Here is a 17,966-nt window from a genome sequence, read left to right on the forward strand (position 1 = left end):
CTGCGTGACCTGGCCTGGGCGAACGCGGCATCGCTTCGCGATCTGCCCGGTTCCGCTCGCCTCCGGCTTCGCTTCACCGGCCAGGTCACGCGTTCGCGCGCGTGGCCGAGGCCCCTTCGAGACAGGCCTTAGGACGCTCAGCCCGTCCCGCCGGCAGGACCAGGCTGTGTTTTCACAGTCCCGGCCCACTTCGCTCGCCTGGCGGCTCGCTGCGTGACCTGGCCTGGGCGAACGCGGCATCGCTTCGCGATCTGCCCGGTTCCGCTCGCCTCCGGCTTCGCTCCACCGGCCAGGTCACGCGTTCGCGCGCGTGGCTCAGGTGTGGACAGAGCGGGCGTCGTGTGCCAGCATCCTGCGCATGATCAATGAAAGGGGCGCTGCCGCCCCCGTCCGGTGAGCGACGACGCGCAGCGGGAAGCTGCCGCCGTCCGCGCGGAGTGGCTCGGGCATCTGCTCTCCACCGCGCCCGCCGACCGTCCGGCCGCCGAGGCGGCCATATCCGAGCTGTACCGCCTGATCGGCCTCGATCCGCCCCGTTTCCACTGGGTGCCGTCGCCGCTGGCAGCGCTGGAGACCGTCCCGCCCGGCGTCCGGCCGCGGCCGTCCGAGAGCATGAACCGGCTGTCCGAGTGGCCTCTGCCACCGCGTTTCCGCAGGCTGGTCGGTGACTTGTTCGTACAACTGGACACCCGGGTCATGCGGAGCTCGCGGGTGCTGGACCCGATGATCCGGCAGCTCGTCCGGGCGCCGATCACGGACTCCGCCCGGAGCACGCTGCGCATGGCGCTTCTGGGGGAGCACGAGAGGTTCGGGCAGGGCTCCGCTTGGCACGCGGCCCTGTGCCCGTCCTGGAGCGCCCACTACGACGCGGTCCGCCGGACGTCCGGCGTGGTCTACACGTCCGAGGAGGAGCGGCTGCTCGACCTGTGGGCGACTCCGGCCCGGTCCTGCGGCTGGTGGTGGCCGCGCGAGGGCGTCTGCGTCGTGTCCGAGCGGCCCGTCGAGATCCACACGGAGGTCTCGGGCGACGACGGCGAGGTGCGCCTGCACCGCTCGGACGGTCCCGCGCTCCGGTACGCCGACGGCTGGGACGTGCACGCCTGGCACGGCACGAGGGTGCCGGCCTGGGTGGTGGACGATCCGAGCGTCGAGCGGATCGCGCGGGAGGCCAACGTCGAGGTCCGGCGGTGCGCGGTCGAGAACATCGGCTGGGGCGAGTACATCGAGCGGGCCGGGCTGCGGCCCGTGGCCGCCGCGCCGGACCCCGGCAACCCCGGCTCCGAGTTGCGGCTCTACGAGACCGGGCTGGAGGAGACGCCCCAGCAGGCGGCCAGGATCCTGCTCGCCGTGAACGGCTCCGTCGAACGCGACGGGAGCCGCCGCCGGTACGGGCTGGCCGTCCCCGGCGTCTTCGACGACCCGCTCGCCGCGGCCGGATGGACCTACGGGCTGTCCGCCGAGCAGTACGCACGCCTCGTCCGCCGAACCTGAAAGGTGATCTCTGTGACCGTGACTCTCGCTTCCCTCTCCGAGCAGACCGGGCTCGCCGTCCTCGACCATCTCGACCGGTCGGTGAGCATCCCCGTCGTCGACGGTATCCAGGCCCAGGGCGATCTGATCGTCGTCCCCATGGCAGAGACCCAGTCGCTGTCGTTCTGGCCTAAGGCCGAATGGACGGACGTACCGCCCGAGGGCGTCGAACTGCTCCGGGGCGTGGCGGGCGGCAACCCGCACACGCTGGTCGCCGACCCCGGCACCTGCCGCTGGACGCGGGGCGTGTCGGAGCCCGGCGGCCTGGCCATCGGCGTCTTCGAGGCGTCCGCGCCCGTCTACCTGCTGCATCCCGAGCACGGCGCGTCCGGCTGCGCGCCGGGCCGCTACGTCGTCCGCCGCCAGCGGGAGTACGCCCCCGGCGGCTGGGGCTCCCGCCTCGTGGCCGATTAGCCGGACCTAGGCGGTCTCGACGAAGCCCAGGCGGTCGTAGAGGCGGCGGGCGCGGCGGTTGCGGCGGGTCACGGCCAGCGTGAGGGTGTCGTGGCCCTGCGAGGCCAGGGCGTGCATGACGGCCTGGACGAGGCCCTGGCCCAGGCCGCGGCCCGCGTGGGCCGGGGCGGTGAACAGGAACGCGAGGAGGGGGACGTCCCTGTAGAGGGTGACGAGGGCCCCTCCCACCGGGCGGCCCTCGTACTCGGCCACGAAGGACGTCTCGGGAAGGAATGTGCCGTACTCGCCGGCCATGGTGAGGTGGATCTCACGGACGGCGCCCTGGACGTCCCCCACGTCGGCCTCGTCGGGGGTGCCGCGGTAGGCGTCCCACATCAGGGCGGCCAGTGCCGGAACGTCGGCGGAGGTGAACGCCCGGAAACCGGGCGGCGGCGGAGGCGGCGCACCCAGGGCCACCTCGAGGCGGCTCCGCACAGTGGCGTTCATGGTGTCGAGTCTAGGCGGCGCCCCCGCCGCGGACCGGCGGGGGCGTTCCCAGGTCAGCGCTTGTAGCGGCGGCCGTGGATCATGTTGATCATGCCGAGGACGCGCGCCATCTCCTTCTCGGTGCGGGCGAACGTGGTGAGGTTCATGGTCGCGAACCGCTGGCGGGTGATGGCCTTCGGGCGGGCGAACTCGCGCAGGCCGTCCGCGCCGTGGATGCGGCCGAAGCCGGACTCGCCGACGCCGCCGAACGGCAGGGCCGCGACCTGGGCGAAGGCGGCGAAGGCGTTGATGGACGTCATGCCCGACCGCATCCGGCGGGCGGCGTCCATCGCGCGGGACTTGTCGCCGGAGAAGATCGTCCCGGCGAGGCCGTAGCTGGTCCTGTTCGCCTTCTCGACCGCCTCGTCCATGTCCTTCACGCGGTGGACGGTGATCGTGGGGCCGAACGTCTCCTCGCACACGGCCGACGAGTCGTCCGGGACGTTCGTCAGCACCACCGGCTCGACGTAGGGCTTGCGGACGGACTCGGCGCCGCCGACGACCGCCTTGCCGCCCTTGTCCAGCGCGTCCTTGATGTGCCGCTCGATGACGTCGAGCTGCGAGGGCATCGTGATGGGGCCGTAGGCGGCCTCGCGGTCGAAGCCGGGACGCAGGTCGCGGGCCTTCTCGGTCAGCCTGCCGAGGAACCTGTCGTACGCCTCGTCCACCACGTAGATCCGCTCGACCCCGATGCAGGTCTGGCCCGCGTTCGACATGGCGCCCCACAGCGCGGCGTCGGCGGCGGCGTCGAGGTCGGCGCCGGCGTCGACGATGCAGGCGTCCTTGCCGCCGCACTCGGCGACGATCGGGGTCAGGTTCTCGGCGCAGGCCGCCATGACCCGCTTGGCGGTGCGGGCCGAGCCGGTGAAGGCGATCTTGTCGACGTGCGGGGACGAGGCGAGCGCCGCCCCCGTCCCGCCGAGCCCGGTGACCGTCTGCAGGACGGGGTGCTCGGGGATCACGGCGGCGAACAGCTCGGCGAGGAACACCCCGACGCCCGGGGTGTACTCGGACGGCTTGAACACCACGGCGTTGCCGGCGGCGAGCGCGTAGGCGATCGAGCCCATCGGGGTGAAGATCGGGTAGTTCCACGGCCCGATGACCCCGACGACGCCGAGCGACTGGTACTCCAGGACGCAGCGCTGGTTGATCGCCATGAGCCCGGGGTAGACGTTGCGCGGCCCGAGGATCTTCTGCGCGTTGCGCGCCGCCCAGTCCAGATGGGTGATCGCCATGATCGTCTCAAGCTGGGCGTCCTGCACCGGCTTGCCGGTCTCCTGGTGGATGAGCTCGGCCATCCGGTTCAGGTTGCGGGCGAGCGAGCCCTTGACGTTCAGCAGCCGGAGCCGGCGCTCCTTCCAGCCGAGGGCGCGCCACCAGCCGGCCGCCTCGCGGGCGCGCTCGACCGCCGCGGCCACGGCGGCGCCGTCCTGGACGGGGTGCTCGGCGACGACCTCGCCGGTGGCCGGGTTCAGCGACGCGAACGTCTCGGTGTTCTCCGTGGCCACGGACATGGGGAACCTCCCGGGAGGGGCCTGGTAAGTGACTGCTTGCACGGCAGTACCGGCTAGTAAACCACCCTAGGCGCCGGATCGGGCGTCGGGGATCCAGCTTCCGTGGAATCCGGCCGGGACCCGGCGCGGCAGCCGGACGCTCGCGGCGGGCGACAGGTCCGCCGCGTCCAGCACCAGCAGCTCGGACGCCGAGCCGCGGGTGACGATCGACAGCAGCCAGCCCTCGTCCTCCGCGCGGGCGCCCTCCGCCGGGACGAAGACCGCCTCGCCGGCGTGCGCGTCCTCGCCGAACGCGTGCGCGGACGTCCCCCGCCCCCGCAGGTCGTACTTCACGATCGACTCCTCGCCCACCGTGTAGAGGTAGCGGTGCTCCCTGCCGGTGCGGGCGTCGTCGTGCGTGGGGAACTCGACGCCGCGGTCGTCGAGCGGCTCCTCGGCCGCGCGGGCCGGACGCGGGGTCGAGGACCCAGCGGTGCAGGTGCGCGTTCTTCGAGCGCGCAGCCCCGGTGGCGGGGTCGACGGTCCCGCCGATGTCCTCCCAGAGAGTGACGAAGTTCTCGGGACGGTAGCGCGCCCCGTCCACCACGATCCGTCCGGCGGCGTCCTCGTGGGCGTTGCCGACGTGGAAGACGTAGCAGGGGTCGATCTCGTACCAGGTGACCTCGCCCGCGCCGTCGCGGCGCATCACGCCGAGCCGGGCGCCGTACGCGTCGTCCCAGACGTAGGGCATTCCGGTCGATCCGGTCAGCGCCAGGTCGACGTCGAACACCACCGGCAGGTCCAGCCAGACCACGTGGTTCTCGGTGATCGCGAAATCGTGCATCATCGTCGGGCCCGCCACCTCGACCTCGCGGCTCTCGGCCAGCGTCCCGTCCGCCGCGAGCCGGTGGTAGGTGAGGAAGGGCTCGAACGCCCCGTACCCGAAGAACAGCAGGTCGCCGGTGACCGGGTCCTCCTTCGGATGCGCGGTCATGGCGCTGGTGAGGCGCCCGCCGAAGTCGCAGGCGCCGACCGTCTCCAGCTCGGGCGTCACCTCGTAGGGGAATCCGGCCTCCACCAGCGCCCAGATCCGGCCCGCGTGCGGGACGACGTGGGTGTTGGCCTGCACCGAGCGGCGGTCGAAGGTGAGGTCGTCGCGGACGAACGGCGTCTCGTTGAGGTAGGCGTCGGTCCGCACCCACCGGTTGCGGTACCACTCGGCGCGGCCGTCCCGCAGCCGGATGCCGTGGATCATTCCGTGGCCGGTGAACCAGTGCCCGCTCGGCTCGCCGGGCTTGGGGTTCGGTCCGTTGCGCAGGTAGCGGCCGGTCAGTTCGGGGGGCAGCACGCCGGTGACCTCGAGGTCGCGGGCGTCGGTCTCGTCGGGGACGGGGGCCAGGTGACCGTCCAGCCAGGTGGCGGGGCGCTCGGTGGTGTTCTCGCCCATCTCGGTGCTCCTTTCCGGGCCGCTCCTCGGCGGGAGGTCAGCGGGAGGACGGCTCGGGCTGCGACGTGGCGGGCGCCTCCGTCAACGGTAGCCCGAGCCGGGTGAGGTGGCGCCTGCGCGCGGCCTCCGGGTACCGCGCGGTGACGACGGCCGGGACCGTGAAGCCGGCGACCTTGACGGCGACCAGCAGCGCCGTCGCGTCCGGTGTCCAGTGCTGGACGCACCCGAGGGCGGCCGCCAGCACCGTAAAGCTCGCCGCCCACACGGTGGTGAGCACGCGGTTGATGCTCCGGAAGACGTCCGTCGCGGCGATCTCCGCGGTGACCTGGCGGCGCGCGATGCCCGCGGTGAAGGGGCGGCCGAGCAGCAGCGTCGCCCAGGCGGTGAGCGCGAGCCATCCGATCGCGAGCGAGGCGCCGTAGTCCAGCACCGGGGAGCCGGGGGCGGCGAACGCGAGCGCGGTGAGCGCGGCCATGAACACCGAGGTGGAGATCTCCAGGATCAGCGAGTCGGCGCGGTGGCCCCGGCGCAGGTCCTGGCCGAGCAGGGCCAGTGCGGCGGCGAGCCCGGCGGCGGCGCCGGCCCGGTCGTCGAGGCCGCTGACGACGGCGAGCAGGATCCACGGGAGGAAGGTTCGGGCGTAGTACTTCGGCATGGCCGGAGGCTCCTGGCTTCACATTCCAACTTTGACATGTCGAAGATAGACATTCCAATTTCGACATGTCAACTGTGAAGGGTTAGAGTGCGGGCATGAGTTTGCGACATGCGGTCCTCGGGCTCATCGCCGAGATGGACGGCGCCAGCGGCTACGACCTGCTGAAGATGTTCGAGATCTCGCTGGGGAACGTCTGGCCGGCCCGGCAGAGCCAGCTCTACGGCGAGCTGGGCAAGCTCGCCGACGCGGGGCTGATCGAGGTCGCCGAGGAGGGGCCGCGCGGCCGCAAGGTGTACCGGATCACAGAGTCAGGCCGCGCGGAACTGCGCCACTGGCTGGTGGACGTCCCCTCGAAGGGGAGCCGCAAGGACGAGTCGCTGCTGCGGGTCTTCTTCCTCGGGCTGGTCGAGCCGGGGGAGGCCCAGCGCTACATGCGCGCGCACGTGGCGGGGCTCGGGAGCTACCTCGACGAGTTGGCCGCCCTGGAGAAGAACGTCGACTGGGGCGAGGACGACCTGTCGGTCTACGGGCGGCTGGTCATCGAGTACGGCAAGCGGTTCGCCGCGATGCGCCGTGACTGGTTCGACTGGGCCGCACGCGAGATCGAGACCCTCGGCGAGCGCGGCTCCGAGCGCGGCTCCGAGCGCGGCTCCGAGCGCGGCTCCGAGAGCGGCTCCGAGAGCGCGCGGGGCCGCGAGCACTGAGGCTCGCGGCCCCGCGGGAGCCGGTCAGCGGAAGTCGTCGGCGTGGTCGGCGGCCCACTCCTTGAACGTCCGGCCCGGGCGGCCGGTGATCCGCTCGACCTCCCCGGTCGGCGCGAACGGGTGGTCGACGGCGCGGGCGCGCAGCCCGAGCAGGACGTCCACCAGGCCCTCGCGCATGTAGGGGCGGCCGAGCATCTCCTCCCGCGCCCGCTCGGGAGCGACCTCCTCGAACCGCGCCGGGCGGCCGGACGCCTCCCCGATGAGTCCGACCATCTCTGGATGGGTGAGCAACTCGGGGCCGGACAGCACCGGCCTGGCGCCGACCAGGGCATCGGTGAGCAGGGCCTTCGCCGCCACGGCCGCGATGTCGCGCTCGTGGATCGGCGTGCTGCGCGCGGCCGCGTACGGCTCGCGGACGGGCTCGCCGGCGCGGATCGCCTCGCGCCATCCCAGCGCGTTGGAGGCGAACTCGCCGGGACGCGTGAACGTCCACTCCATCCCGGTCGCCTCGATCGCCCGTTCGATGTCGAGGTGGTGCGCCGCCAGCGTGTTGGACGGGTCGTCGTCCAGCGCGGCGGCGGACGACAGCATGACCACGCGCCGGACGCCGTGGTCGACGGCGCGGGTGAGCAGGTCGCCGAGGCCGTTCCAGAACACGGCCGGGTTGAGGAAGAGCGACGTGACGCCGTCCAGCGGCATCTCGTCGGTGCGGGCGACCTGCGCCTCGCTGGGCAGGTTCGCGGTGGCGGGGTCCCGGGTCAGCGCGCGGACGGCGGCGCCCGCGGTGAGCAGTTCGCCGACGAGATGGCGCCCGACGTTGCCGGTCGCTCCGGTTACGAGGATCATGCGGCCCAGCTTCAACCAGATGGATGAAGTTGTCAAACAGCCGGATGGTTGAACCCATCAGTAGCGCGGCTACCATGGGCGACGTGACGGAACCGACGAAACGGCCGGCGACGAAGCAGGCACGGCGCGCCCCCGCCCCCGACGAGCGCACGCTCGATGCCGAGCGGTCGCGGCGCCTGCTGCTGGACGCCGCGCTGGAGGAGTTCTCGGCCAAGGGCTACGCGGGCGCCCGCGTCCAGGACATCGCCGACCGCGCCGGGGTCAACAAACAGCTGATCAACTACTACTTCGGCGGAAAGCAGGGGCTGTACTGCGACCTCCACCGCCGCTGGCTGGAGCGGGAGGCCGAGTTCAACGACCCGGACGTCCCCTTCGACGAGATCGTGGTCCGGTACCTGGAGCACGCCCTGGCCGACCCGCGCGGCACCCGGCTGAACGCCTGGCGCGGCCTCACCGAGGACCTGGACGACATCCCGGCCGGTCCCCGAGAGGACCTGTCCGACATCGAGCGCCGCCAGGCCGCCGGCGAACTGCCCGCCGACCTCGACCCGGCCGCGATCATGTTCGCCGTGATGGCGCTGGTGTCGGCGCCGGTCACCAAGCCGCTCGCCGTCCGCCACGTCTTCGGGATGGACCCGCGGTCACCCGAGTTCCAGGAGCACTACACCGAGCAGCTCCGCAGCATCGTCCGACGGCTGACGACTAGTTCTTCCACCACTGGAACAGGTAGTGGCCCAGCTCGATCGGGAAGTGGTCGACCGACCCGTTGACCCGGAACGGGAACTCGCCGAGGCCGATCGCGTCGGTGAGGTAGTAGATGACGTTGAAGAAGCCCTGGTTGATCGGGCCCAGCCACAGCAGCGCGATCAGGATGAGGAACGCGTAGCCGCCGTAGGCGTTCGCCTGGTCCGCCAGGCGGCGCGGCAGGTACGGCTCGACGATCCCGAAGCCGTCCAGGCCGGGGATCGGCAGCAGGTTCAGGATCGTCGCGGTGACCTGGAGGAACGCCAGGAACGCCAGCCCCGACCAGAACAGCGCGTGGTCGGCGTCGGCGAAGTTCTTGAAGATCACCGCGAGCATGACGGCGAACAGCGCGTTCGACAGCGGGCCCGCCGCCGAGATCAGGCTGTGCCGCAGCCGGCCCTGGATCACGTGCCGGTCGATCCACACCGCCCCGCCCGGCAGGCCGATGCCGCCGAGCACGATGAACACCACGGGGATGAGGAAGCTCAGCGTGACGTCGGAGTACTTCAGCGGGTTCAGCGTGAGGTAGCCCTTGGCGGCGACGCTGCGATCGCCCGACCGGAAGGCCATGTACGCGTGCCCGAACTCGTGCAGGGACAGCGACAGGACCCACGCCGCGATCACGAACCCGAACAGCGCGACACGACCTGGCCTGTCCAGGATCGTCCCGTACCGCCAGGCGATCAGGCCGCACAGGACGGTCGCCGCCACGACCGCCAGGAACACCGGACTCGGCCGGACGGCCGCGCCTCCCCGCGCCTCGCGCGCAGTGCCATTCATCGTTCCCGGCCCTTCCCGCCGCGCGGTCCGCGCGGCGTCCCGTCCCAGGTCCTCATGCGGAGGCCGTCCGCCCGGACGCCGGCGCCGCGATGACCGGCACGACGTAGGTGCGCAGGAAGCGGCGCAGCCCGTCGTCGTCCCGGTCCCGGTCCATGACGATCAGCGAGGTGATGATGCGGAAGAGGAACTCGACCGTCCCCTCCACCTCGATGTCGGCGCGCAGCGTCCGCTGCCGCTGCGCCTGCTCGAAATGGGGCCGCACGTACTCGCAGCACAGCGCGAGCACGTGCTCGGCCGCCCCCGCCACCGCCGCCTGCATGTGCCCCGCCGCCTCCGGGACGAGGAAGTGCGCGATCGCCGGCTCCTCGCGGACGAAGGTCACCGCGTCCAGCGTCCCCTCGACGATCGCCTCCGAGACCGACCGCTCCCGGCGCAGCCGCTCGGCGAGCCGGTCCAGGAACCGCCGCAGGTCGCGCACCACCACGGCGAGGATCAGTTCGTCCCGCCCGCCGGTGACGCTGCGGTACACGGTCGCCCGCGACAGCTTCGCGGCGGCGGCGATGTCCTCCACCGTGGTCTTGGCCACGCCGAAACGGCCGAAGCACGCTTCGGCCGCGTCGATGATGCGCTCGCGCGTGGCGTCGCCGGTGACCGGGGGCATGACCCGAACATTACCGGCCGCCGGTCGGCGCTCAGTCCAGCGTGTACTCCAGCGCCCAGGTGTGCCCGCCGTCCTCGGTGACGGAGATCTGCCCGACGCCGCGGATCCCGGCGAGCTCCCCCGTCCCCGAGGTGGGGACGATCAGCCACCGCAGCCACTGGGTGTCGGCCGTCCCGTCCTCGCTGCCCGCGCTGTGCTGCAGGACGAACGTCCCCTCGCGGCCGTGCAGGATCCCCTGGACGTGCTCGATCCCCACATAGGCGACCGGCCCCGCCGGCGTCTCCACCGTGATCAGCTCGGTGGAGCTCGTCCCCACGAGGTCGCCGTGGAAGGTCTTGCCCACGTGGACCCGGGTCATCCGGTTGTCGCCCTGCTCGTCGTAGGGCTTGTCGGCGTCCCACGCCTCGATGTCGAAGCTGCCGCTGGCTTGAAACGTCATGCCCGCCATGATGCCCGCCCCGTCCGACACCGGGGGAGACCCACGCTCACCTCACCGGCCGACTTCCTCAAGCACCCGGACAGCCTCCGCCACCCCATCGGGATCAACGGTGGCGAGCACCCCGACCAGCCCCTCCCGAGACGACGCCGAGATATGGACGTCCCCCTCGGCCCGCCAGACACCACCCCGCTCCAGCCGGATCGACCACCTCGGAAAGAGCCGCTGGAGAAACAGCAGCAGAAGCGCGTCACTCATACCTCGACGGCCTCGACCTCGGCCCACACGACCTTCCCGCCCTCGTTGAGCGGACGGGCACCCCACCGCCGCACCAGCGCCTCCACGAGCTGAAGCCCCCGCCCCGACTCGGCCGCGAAGTCGACGGGACGAACGACAGGCAGCACGTCCGACCGATCCCATGCCTCGACCACGACACCGCCGCCCTCCCACCGGTAAGCCCGGACGACGACGTGATCGCCTTCCCGCGACCCGTGCCTGACGGCATTGGTGACCAGCTCACTGACCACCGTCCGGGCTGCGAAGTCGTGAAGCCTCCACCCCCCGAAGGCGAGCGCGACGAATTCCCGCGCCTCCCGCACCGCCCCCAACTCCGCCTTGATCACGATCGCCGCCGGGTCCTCCATGAACGATCACCCCTCGAATGTCTGTGACTCTGCGCACAGAATTCACTCCGAGGAGTAGCGTTAGCGGTGAAGTGGCCAGACACAAAAACAGCGGTGTCACCTGGTGTAATCAGGAGGTCCCCATGGCAACTAGGAAGCCGACTCCCCAAACCGTCGCCTTTGGCGGAGAGGTCTCCCGTTTGCGGAGAGAGCGTGACCTTTCGCGAATCGAGCTGGCCAACCTCACGGCCGTCACTCGTTCCTACATAGCTCAGGTAGAACTCGGCACGACCAGGTGCCGCGAAGAATTCGCGAGCCGCTTGGACAAGGCCATGGACTGCTCGCCAACTCTCGCGGAAGCATGGGAAGACCTCCTGCGGTCGGCTGCCTACCCCAGGTTCTTCGTTGACTACCCCAAGGCTGAGTCCACGGCTGCGCTCTTGCGCGCCTTCGAGATCATGACGGTCTATGGGCTGTTCCAGACCGAGGCGTACATGTGGGCGCTGCTCGGGACGGAACAGGCCGTCGAGGCCCGTCTCAAACGTCAGGGGATCTTGAAGCGGCAACATCCCCCCAAGATCAGCATCGTGCTCTGTGAACCGGTTCTATATACCGAGGTCGGCGGCCCGGCCATCATGAAGGAGCAGTGTGAGTACCTTGCGGAAGTCGCTCAGCTGGACAACGTAGCCTTGCAAATTGCTCCCACCGGGAGACACTGGGGATTGGGTGGATCATTCAACCTGGCGACTCAAGCCACAGGAGAGGAACTGCTCTACATGACCAACGCCCGGGGCGGAGTGACCACTAGCGATCCGGGCGACATCCTGCCCGTAGTCAGCATGTTCTCGTTCATCCAAGCTCACGCGTTGAATGTGAGCGAGTCCAATGAGTTCATACGGAAGGCGGTCGCTCGATGGAGTTGATCAAGTGGCGCAAGGCTCGGCGAAGCGAAGCTCAGGGTGATGCATGCGTTGAGCTGGCTCGTTTGCCCGGTGGCATCGGCGTCCGCGACAGCAAGGCCCCGGACGCCGGTCACCTCGCCCTCTCCCGTGAGACGTTCCGGAAGCTGGTGGAGCAGTGCAGGTAGTCACTTGGCGCAAGTCCAGCCAGTCCGTCGAGGGAACGTCTAGCCAGTGCGTTGAGCTGGCCGCTCTGTCCGGCGGGGTCGGCGTGCGTGACAGCAAGGCGCCTGAGGCGGGGCATCTCACGTTTGATCGGCGGGACTTCCGGGCGCTGCTGGCGGAACTGAAGCGGCAGGCCTGATCTCCGGCTGTGCTGCGCCTGCCGAGGGTGTGGTGAGTTCGAGCTGGAAGACGACGCGGTCGACCGTGGGGCCGTCGTAGTCGGGGATGGGGCCGGTGACCGTGAAGCCCATCGCGGTGTGGAAGGCGATGGAACCCTGGTTCTGCGGAGAGGTGATCGCCTTCACCCGGGTGCGGTGCTCGGCCGCGGCCAGGTCGAAGAACCGGTGGTAGAGGCGACGGGCGAGGCCGTTGCCGCGAAGACGGGGTGCGACGCCGACGAAGTGAATGTAGGCGGCGTCGGGCATCGAGGGCGACAAGAGCCCGATGAGGAACCCCGCCAGGCCGGCGCCGTCCTCGGCGACCAGGCTCGTGCGGTGGAAGTGATCGAGGAAGAGGCGCGGCAGGATCGACGTGACCGGCCGCCCCCACCAGTCGTCCACGACGCCGACGATTCGGTCGTAGTCATCCGGTTCGGCTGGTCGTATGCGCAGGCCCTGGTTCACGGCCATGAATCGTCCCGGCAACGCCGCCCGCTGTCCAGCATCCGTGAAGGACCATGTCGGAAGGGACCGGCCCCAGCGGGTAGCTGGGGCCGGTCGGTGTTCACCTGTCACGCGTGCCCGGCTGTCAGGCCGGGAGCGTGGGCAGGTACAGGGGCCGCTTGCGGGCCTGGGTCGCCTGCTCGAAGGAGTAGGCGAGTCCCAGCAGCTCCTCGTCGCGGTTCCTGCGGCCTGTGAACGAGACCCCCAGCGGCAGCTGGGAGTCGGCGTAGCCGGCGGGGACCGCGATGCTCGGGTATCCGCCGACCGCCGCCGGAGAGCAGGAGTGCAACCAGGCGAAGTCGCGCTCGGAGACCTCCGGCGCCCGGCCGTTGGTCGGGCTCATGATCGCGTCCAGGCGGTGACGCCCGAAGACGCGGCCGATGCTCCCGCGTATCTCCTCGGTGATCTGAGCGCGTTCTTCCAGGTAGTCGCTCGGCCGGCGGGCCATGTCCGAATCCTGGGCCTGCTCGAACTTGGCCAGCCCCAGGTCGGACGTCCGCTCGTCCGGATGGCTCCGGAAGGCGATCAGGTCGCCGAGGTCGTGCGGGCCGTCGCCGCCGACCGTGCCGAGATAGTCGTTGATGCTCACCTTGAACTCGTAGGAGAGCACCTCGGACGTGTCCGGTACGGTCAGGTCCACCTCGACGGTGGTCGCACCCAGTTCGTGCAGCATCGCCGTGGCTTCGGCGAGAACACGATTCACATCTGAGTGCTTCGCGCTGCTGTTCCGTACACCCCTCCACACGCCGATCCTGGTCCCGGCCAGAAGGGCCGTTTCCAGACGGATCGCGCGGCGGGGCGTGGCGATCACCAGGAACACCGCGGCCGCGTCGGCCACGTTCCGGGTGATCGGTCCAGCTGTGTCCTGGAACGGCGAGATCGGCACGATGCCGTCCCCGCTGACCCGCCCCATGGAGGGCTTGAAACCCACGACGGAGTTCATCCCGGCGGGCGAGACGATGGAGCCGAAGGTCTCGGTGCCGATGGTCACCGGGGCCAGGCCCGCGGCCGCCGCGACCGCGGAACCGCTGGACGACCCGTAGGGCGACCGGTCCAGGACATAGGGATTCCTGGTCTGGCCGCCGACCGGGCTCCATCCGTTGGGTACGTCGTTACTGCGGTAGGCGGCCCACTCCGTCAGGTTCGTCTTGCCCAGGATGATCGCGCCGCTTCGGCGCAACCGGGACACCAGCTCCGCGTCGCGGTGCGGCAGGACGTGGCGCAGAGCCTCGGAGCCGGCCGTGGTGGGCAGGCCGAGGGTGTCGATGTTGTCCTTCACCAGAACCGGGATCCCGGCGAGCGGTCCCAGCGGGAAGCCTGAGGCCCGAAGCCGATCGACCCGGCGGGCCTCCTCCGGCGCGTACGGATTCACGCTGATGACGGCGTGCAGCAGGGGGTTCAGACGCTCGATGCGGTTCAGGCACCGCATGGTGAGTTCTTCTGCGGTCAGGCCATCGTGCGCCATTGCTCGAAGCAAGTCGCCGACGGTCATCCTTTCGAAAAAGGCCGTTTCCATTGGCCTCCTCCTGTCTTGTTTACCTCCGCCGTTCGGCGGGGCCGCCTGCGGCGACCATCAAGAACAGTCCGGAAGAGAGGGGGTATGTCAATCTGCTGTGCCAATTGCCGCAGGTCGCGGGCTGCGAAGCCGGTTCCGGCGCTTCGTTTCCACGTGGTTTTTGTGGTGCGCTGGACCAGACCGTCGAAGTCCGTTTTGACGAGAAGGCGCACACTTTGGCTATTGCTGTGCTGCTGCGCGGCGTTTTGTGCGGCTCAAGGCCGGGGTGGACCCAGAGGCGGAGGAGCTCGCTCTGCGCCCACTGGGCGACTTTCCTGCGTTCACCGGGATGCGGTCCGGTGGGCGAGAAGCAGGGGCCGCCGACAGCGGCAAGGCCGAGCCCCTGACCTGTGAGCCCAGGTCGGAGGCCCGGCCTGCCGCAAGCGTCGGGCGTTGCCGTCAGCGTCTCGTCAGGGCTGGAGGTCCACCACTCCCTTGCCGGTCGCCACGTCGAGGGGCACGGAGACCTGGTCGTGGGCGATCAGCCATTCGTCGTCGACCTTTCGGAAGCCGAAGGTCGCCCGGACCCACATGCCGCTCGTCGTCGTTCCGTTCGCCAGCGTGCCGCTGAGCCGGCCGAAACAGTGCCCGAAGGCCACGTCCTCGCCCACGGTGAGGGTCAGGTCGCGGACCTCGTACGACGCCTCATGGAAGAACGTGAAGACGTTCGTCCAGTTCTTCAGCTTCGCGGCGACTCCGACGTGCTGGAGCGGCGGCTCGACGTCGAAGGACACGACGTCCGCCGTGTAGACCCGCTCCAGGGCCTTCAGGTCCTTGGCGCGGATCCATTCGGCGGTGCCGTCGACCAGCTGCCGGATCTTCGTCTCGTCGGTCTCGTGCCGTGCGGTCATGCCCGTCCACCCCTTGGAATCTCGGTTTCTCACCCATATGACGGAGCAGCCCGCGGAAATGTGATGCCGCGGTCGACCTCGTCCACGCCCCGGCAGGTGGTCCGAACATCCTCGCGGACGGCCGCGTCACATGATCAACAAGGCCGGGGCGGCGAGGAGCGTACGTGGGCGAGTGGAAGATCTCCGGGTTTCGCGAGGTGCGCGAACTCGGGGCGGGGGCGCAGGGACGCGTCGTTCTGGCGCGGCACGAGGAGACCGGGTTCCCGGTCGCGGTGAAGTACGTCGTCGTCGGGCCGGACCCGGCCCCGCTGGAGTCGTTGCGGCGCGAGGCCGAGATGCTGGCCCGGGTGCAGAGCCCGCACGTGGCCCGGCTCTACCAGCTGGTGGAGGGCGAGCACGGCGCCGCCCTCGTGATGGAGGCGGTCGACGGGGTCTCGCTCAAGGTGGTCCTCGCCGAGCACGGCCGGCTGGATCCGCAGGCGGCGCTGACCGTTCTGAAGGGGTCGCTGCTCGGGCTGGCGGCGGCGCACGCGGTGGGCGTCGTCCACCGGGACTACAAGCCCGCCAACGTGGTGGTGCCCGAGGACGGGCGCAGCAAGCTCATCGACTTCGGCATCGCGTCGGCCGCCGGCTCGGCGTCGCGGTCGGGCACCCCGTCCTACATGGCGCCGGAGCAGTGGGAGGCGGGCGAGGCCGGCCCGTCCGCCGACGTGTACGCGGCGACCTGCGTCTTCTACGAATGCGTCATGGGCCGGCGGCCGTTCGGCGCGGACAGCGCCGTCGGGCTGCGCGGGCAGCACCTCACCGCGGCCGTCCCGCTGGAGGACTTCTCCGTCCCGCTGCGCCCGCTGGTCGCGCGGGGACTGGCGAAGGACCCGGCGGAGCGGCACGCCGGGGCCGTGGAGTTCGTCGCCGAGCTCGAAAGCGTCGCCCGCGCGGCCTACGGGGACGACTGGGAGGGCCGCGGCATCCGCGCGCTGGCCGCCGCGGCGGCAGGCCTGTCCATGCTGTTCCCGCTCGCCGCCGCGGGGATCTCGGCGCCGGCGGGCACCGCCGCCGCGGGCGCCGCCGCCGGGACCGCGGGCGCGGGAGGCGCCGGAACGTCCGGGACCGCCGTCGCGGGCGCCGGGAACACGGCGGCGGGCTTCCTCGCCAAGGCGAGCGTGGTCAAGGCCGCGCTGGTCGTCGCGGGGGCGACCGCGGCGGGGACCGTCGGTGTGGTCACCTACGAGACGACGCGCCCGGAGGCGGCGGCAGCGCCCGCGGTCACTCTCGCCTCCCTGGACCGGACCTACCCCGACCGGGTGCTGAGGGTCCAGGGCGGCCAGTACGCGCAGGTCAAGGGGTTGAAGAACGCGACGGTCCAGACCGCGGCCAACAGGGCCCTGCGCGTCCCGCTCGACCAGGCCGTCACGTTCTACAAGGAATGGGGCAAGACCGCCGCCGCGCGCGCCGCCTGCGGTGGCGGGACGAACCTGCTCGCCATGAGCGTCGTCAAGGGCCTGACCGGCCCGGATCTGGTGTCGGTGCGCTACGTTCCGAAATTCCAGCGCAGATGCGGGAAGGGGCCCGGCTACTTCCACCCAGGGTTCGTCGTCACCGTCGACCTGCGCACAGGCCGCGCCCTGACGGCCGACGACGTCTTCAAGCCCGCCTCGTTCGGCAAGGCCGGAATGACAAGGTTGTGGGACGCGCTTCCGGACGGAGACGACAAGCTGCAGTTGATGCGGGGTCACTCCGGCTCGGGCGGGTTCTTCAACCCTCTCGGACGCCATGCGTTCTTCCTGGATCCCCAGTCCCCCGAGTCGCCCCCCATGGCGCTGCCGTTCTTCGGGAAGAGCCGGTTCGGCCTTGTCTATGCCGGGCTGGACGGAGGCGTGTCCGAATTCGATCTGGGCCGCACGAGTGCCTACGACTTCGCCATTGCCTACGGGGAGGTGAAGGACCTGTTCAGACCCGAACTGGCGGCCCGGCTCCCTGTTTAGTGACCCATGCGGCCAGGCACGTCCTGCGGGGGCGACAACGCCGCCGACCCCGCGGTCCCGCAGGACGCAAGCCCTCGCCGCGCGAGAAGGGCCGAACCGGCCCGCGCGCCCGCAGCCGGGGCGCGGGCCGTTGCCTGGAACCCGGCCCGTTGTCGGGACGCGAGCCCTGTCGGGACTCCGCCGTCAGGACGCGAATGCCGTCAGGGCGTGGGCGGGACGGGAGGGTGTCAGAAGAGGGTGCCTTCGTGCTCGATGCCGCGGAGGGCGTCGTAGTCGAGGGTGACGCAGGTGATGCCGCGGTCGGTGGCGAGGACGCGGGCCTGGGGCTTGATCTCCTGGGCCGCGAAGACGCCGCGGACGGGGGCCAGGTGCGGGTCGCGGTTCAGCAGCTCCAGGTAGCGGGTGAGCTGCTCGACGCCGTCGATCTCGCCTCGGCGTTTGATCTCGATGGCGACGGTGGCGCTGGCGGCGTCGCGGCACAGGATGTCGACCGGGCCGATGGCGGTGGGGAACTCGCGGCGGATCAGGGTGTAGCCGTCGCCGAGGGTGGTGATGTGCTCGGCGAGCAGTTCCTGGAGGTGCGCTTCGACGCCGTCCTTCTGGAGGCCGGGGTCGATGCCCAGCTCGTGGCTGGTGTCGTGCAGGAGCTCCTCGATGGTGAGGATCAGCCGCTCGCCCGACTTGCCGTGCGTGACGGTCCAGCGTGCGACGGCGCCGTTCTCCTCGTAGACCTCCTCGCGCAGCGAGCAGGGCGGATTCATCCAGTTGAGGGGCTTGTAGGCGCGGTCGTCGGCGTGCACGCTCACGCTCCCGTCCGCCTTGATCAGGATCAGGCGGAGGGCCATCGGCAGATGGGCGGTGAGCTTGCCGGCGTAGTCGACGCTGCAGCGGGCGATAACGAGACGCACGGTGCATCACCTTAGTGCGACGT

Annotated in this window: 21 protein-coding genes and 1 pseudogene; 8 read left to right on the top strand and 14 right to left on the bottom strand. The window is 70.7% G+C overall.

Features of this window, described 5'->3' with window-relative positions:
• Positions 1-393 precede the first annotated feature (393 nt).
• Both BJY14_RS28525 and BJY14_RS28530 read left to right on the top strand, forming a co-directional pair.
• Complete coding sequence (locus BJY14_RS28525; protein ID WP_179846421.1) at positions 394-1,491, top strand: DUF6745 domain-containing protein; 1,098 nt, start codon at positions 394-396, stop codon at positions 1,489-1,491.
• 12 nt (positions 1,492-1,503) lie between these two features.
• Positions 1,504-1,944, top strand: coding sequence for a DUF8820 family protein (locus tag BJY14_RS28530; protein WP_218905619.1), 441 nt, complete (start codon positions 1,504-1,506; stop codon positions 1,942-1,944).
• Between the two features lie 6 nt (positions 1,945-1,950).
• On the opposite strand, the gene BJY14_RS28535 is transcribed toward BJY14_RS28530, so the two are convergent.
• From BJY14_RS28535 to BJY14_RS28550, 4 genes and pseudogenes are all read right to left on the bottom strand, one after another.
• The gene (locus BJY14_RS28535; protein WP_179846422.1) at positions 1,951-2,430 is read right to left on the bottom strand and encodes a GNAT family N-acetyltransferase; all 480 of its coding nucleotides are present in this window, start codon (positions 2,428-2,430) and stop codon (positions 1,951-1,953) included.
• Between the two features lie 53 nt (positions 2,431-2,483).
• On the bottom strand, positions 2,484-3,983 hold the full coding sequence (locus tag BJY14_RS28540) for an aldehyde dehydrogenase family protein (protein WP_179846423.1): 1,500 nt from the start codon (positions 3,981-3,983) through the stop codon (positions 2,484-2,486).
• A gap of 66 nt (positions 3,984-4,049) precedes the next feature.
• Positions 4,050-5,409: pseudogene (locus tag BJY14_RS28545) on the bottom strand (carotenoid oxygenase family protein).
• Positions 5,410-5,446: 37 nt separating this feature from the next.
• The gene (locus BJY14_RS28550) at positions 5,447-6,064 is read right to left on the bottom strand and encodes a hypothetical protein (protein ID WP_179846424.1); all 618 of its coding nucleotides are present in this window, start codon (positions 6,062-6,064) and stop codon (positions 5,447-5,449) included.
• Between the two features lie 95 nt (positions 6,065-6,159).
• Between BJY14_RS28550 and BJY14_RS28555 the strand changes: the two genes are divergently transcribed.
• Positions 6,160-6,768, top strand: a complete 609-nt coding sequence (locus BJY14_RS28555) for a PadR family transcriptional regulator (RefSeq protein ID WP_179846425.1) — start codon at positions 6,160-6,162, stop codon at positions 6,766-6,768.
• A 24-nt stretch (positions 6,769-6,792) separates the two neighbouring features.
• Here BJY14_RS28555 and BJY14_RS28560 read toward each other — a convergent pair whose 3' ends face one another.
• Positions 6,793-7,614 (bottom strand): NAD(P)H-binding protein, encoded by an 822-nt coding sequence (locus tag BJY14_RS28560; protein WP_179846426.1) that lies wholly within the window; start codon positions 7,612-7,614, stop codon positions 6,793-6,795.
• 83 nt (positions 7,615-7,697) lie between these two features.
• On the opposite strand from BJY14_RS28560, the gene BJY14_RS28565 reads away from it, so the two are divergent.
• Positions 7,698-8,384 carry a TetR/AcrR family transcriptional regulator gene (locus tag BJY14_RS28565; RefSeq protein WP_312879449.1) on the top strand — a complete coding sequence of 229 codons (687 nt, stop codon included), beginning with the start codon at positions 7,698-7,700 and terminating at the stop codon, positions 8,382-8,384.
• Here the strand turns inward: BJY14_RS28565 and BJY14_RS28570 are convergent.
• The 5 genes from BJY14_RS28570 to BJY14_RS28590 are packed head-to-tail and all read right to left on the bottom strand — an operon-like array spanning position 8,317 to position 10,879.
• Complete coding sequence (locus BJY14_RS28570) at positions 8,317-9,138, bottom strand: site-2 protease family protein (RefSeq protein ID WP_179846428.1); 822 nt, start codon at positions 9,136-9,138, stop codon at positions 8,317-8,319. The two genes, BJY14_RS28565 and BJY14_RS28570, sit on opposite strands and share 68 nt — an antisense overlap.
• A 52-nt stretch (positions 9,139-9,190) precedes the next feature.
• Positions 9,191-9,799: a TetR/AcrR family transcriptional regulator gene (locus BJY14_RS28575; protein WP_179846429.1), complete on the bottom strand. Its 609-nt coding sequence runs from the start codon at positions 9,797-9,799 to the stop codon at positions 9,191-9,193.
• A gap of 31 nt (positions 9,800-9,830) precedes the next feature.
• Positions 9,831-10,238, bottom strand: a complete 408-nt coding sequence (locus tag BJY14_RS28580) for a DUF3224 domain-containing protein (RefSeq protein ID WP_179846430.1) — start codon at positions 10,236-10,238, stop codon at positions 9,831-9,833.
• Between the two features lie 51 nt (positions 10,239-10,289).
• The gene (locus tag BJY14_RS28585) at positions 10,290-10,493 is read right to left on the bottom strand and encodes a hypothetical protein (RefSeq protein WP_179846431.1); all 204 of its coding nucleotides are present in this window, start codon (positions 10,491-10,493) and stop codon (positions 10,290-10,292) included.
• Positions 10,490-10,879, bottom strand: a complete 390-nt coding sequence (locus tag BJY14_RS28590) for an ATP-binding protein (protein ID WP_179846432.1) — start codon at positions 10,877-10,879, stop codon at positions 10,490-10,492. Before BJY14_RS28590 ends, BJY14_RS28585 begins: the two co-directional genes overlap by 4 nt.
• 122 nt (positions 10,880-11,001) lie before the next feature.
• Here BJY14_RS28590 and BJY14_RS28595 point away from each other — a divergent pair, with 122 nt between their 5' ends.
• The 3 genes from BJY14_RS28595 to BJY14_RS28605 are packed head-to-tail and all read left to right on the top strand — an operon-like array spanning position 11,002 to position 12,121.
• Positions 11,002-11,781 (top strand): helix-turn-helix domain-containing protein, encoded by a 780-nt coding sequence (locus BJY14_RS28595; RefSeq protein ID WP_179846433.1) that lies wholly within the window; start codon positions 11,002-11,004, stop codon positions 11,779-11,781.
• Positions 11,772-11,945, top strand: coding sequence for a DUF397 domain-containing protein (locus tag BJY14_RS28600; RefSeq protein WP_179846434.1), 174 nt, complete (start codon positions 11,772-11,774; stop codon positions 11,943-11,945). The genes BJY14_RS28595 and BJY14_RS28600 overlap by 10 nt, the downstream gene beginning before the upstream one ends.
• Complete coding sequence (locus tag BJY14_RS28605; RefSeq protein WP_179846435.1) at positions 11,936-12,121, top strand: DUF397 domain-containing protein; 186 nt, start codon at positions 11,936-11,938, stop codon at positions 12,119-12,121. The genes BJY14_RS28600 and BJY14_RS28605 overlap by 10 nt, the downstream gene beginning before the upstream one ends.
• Here BJY14_RS28605 and BJY14_RS28610 read toward each other — a convergent pair.
• The 3 genes from BJY14_RS28610 to BJY14_RS28620 form a co-directional block, all read right to left on the bottom strand.
• Complete coding sequence (locus BJY14_RS28610; RefSeq protein ID WP_179846436.1) at positions 12,063-12,611, bottom strand: GNAT family N-acetyltransferase; 549 nt, start codon at positions 12,609-12,611, stop codon at positions 12,063-12,065. The two genes, BJY14_RS28605 and BJY14_RS28610, sit on opposite strands and share 59 nt — an antisense overlap.
• A 118-nt stretch (positions 12,612-12,729) precedes the next feature.
• On the bottom strand, positions 12,730-14,109 hold the full coding sequence (locus BJY14_RS28615) for an amidase family protein (RefSeq protein ID WP_218905620.1): 1,380 nt from the start codon (positions 14,107-14,109) through the stop codon (positions 12,730-12,732).
• Positions 14,110-14,609: 500 nt separating this feature from the next.
• Complete coding sequence (locus BJY14_RS28620; RefSeq protein WP_179846438.1) at positions 14,610-15,050, bottom strand: YybH family protein; 441 nt, start codon at positions 15,048-15,050, stop codon at positions 14,610-14,612.
• Positions 15,051-15,214: 164 nt separating this feature from the next.
• Here BJY14_RS28620 and BJY14_RS28625 point away from each other — a divergent pair, with 164 nt between their 5' ends.
• Positions 15,215-17,035, top strand: coding sequence for a serine/threonine-protein kinase (locus tag BJY14_RS28625; protein WP_179846439.1), 1,821 nt, complete (start codon positions 15,215-15,217; stop codon positions 17,033-17,035).
• A 227-nt stretch (positions 17,036-17,262) separates the two neighbouring features.
• Here the strand turns inward: BJY14_RS28625 and nucS are convergent, their stop codons facing one another.
• Positions 17,263-17,943, bottom strand: a complete 681-nt coding sequence (nucS, locus tag BJY14_RS28630; RefSeq protein WP_179846440.1) for an endonuclease NucS — start codon at positions 17,941-17,943, stop codon at positions 17,263-17,265.
• Between the last annotated feature and the right edge of the window lie 23 nt (positions 17,944-17,966).

It is taken from the genome of Actinomadura luteofluorescens, assembly GCF_013409365.1.
In the GTDB taxonomy this organism is placed as follows: domain Bacteria; phylum Actinomycetota; class Actinomycetes; order Streptosporangiales; family Streptosporangiaceae; genus Spirillospora; species Spirillospora luteofluorescens.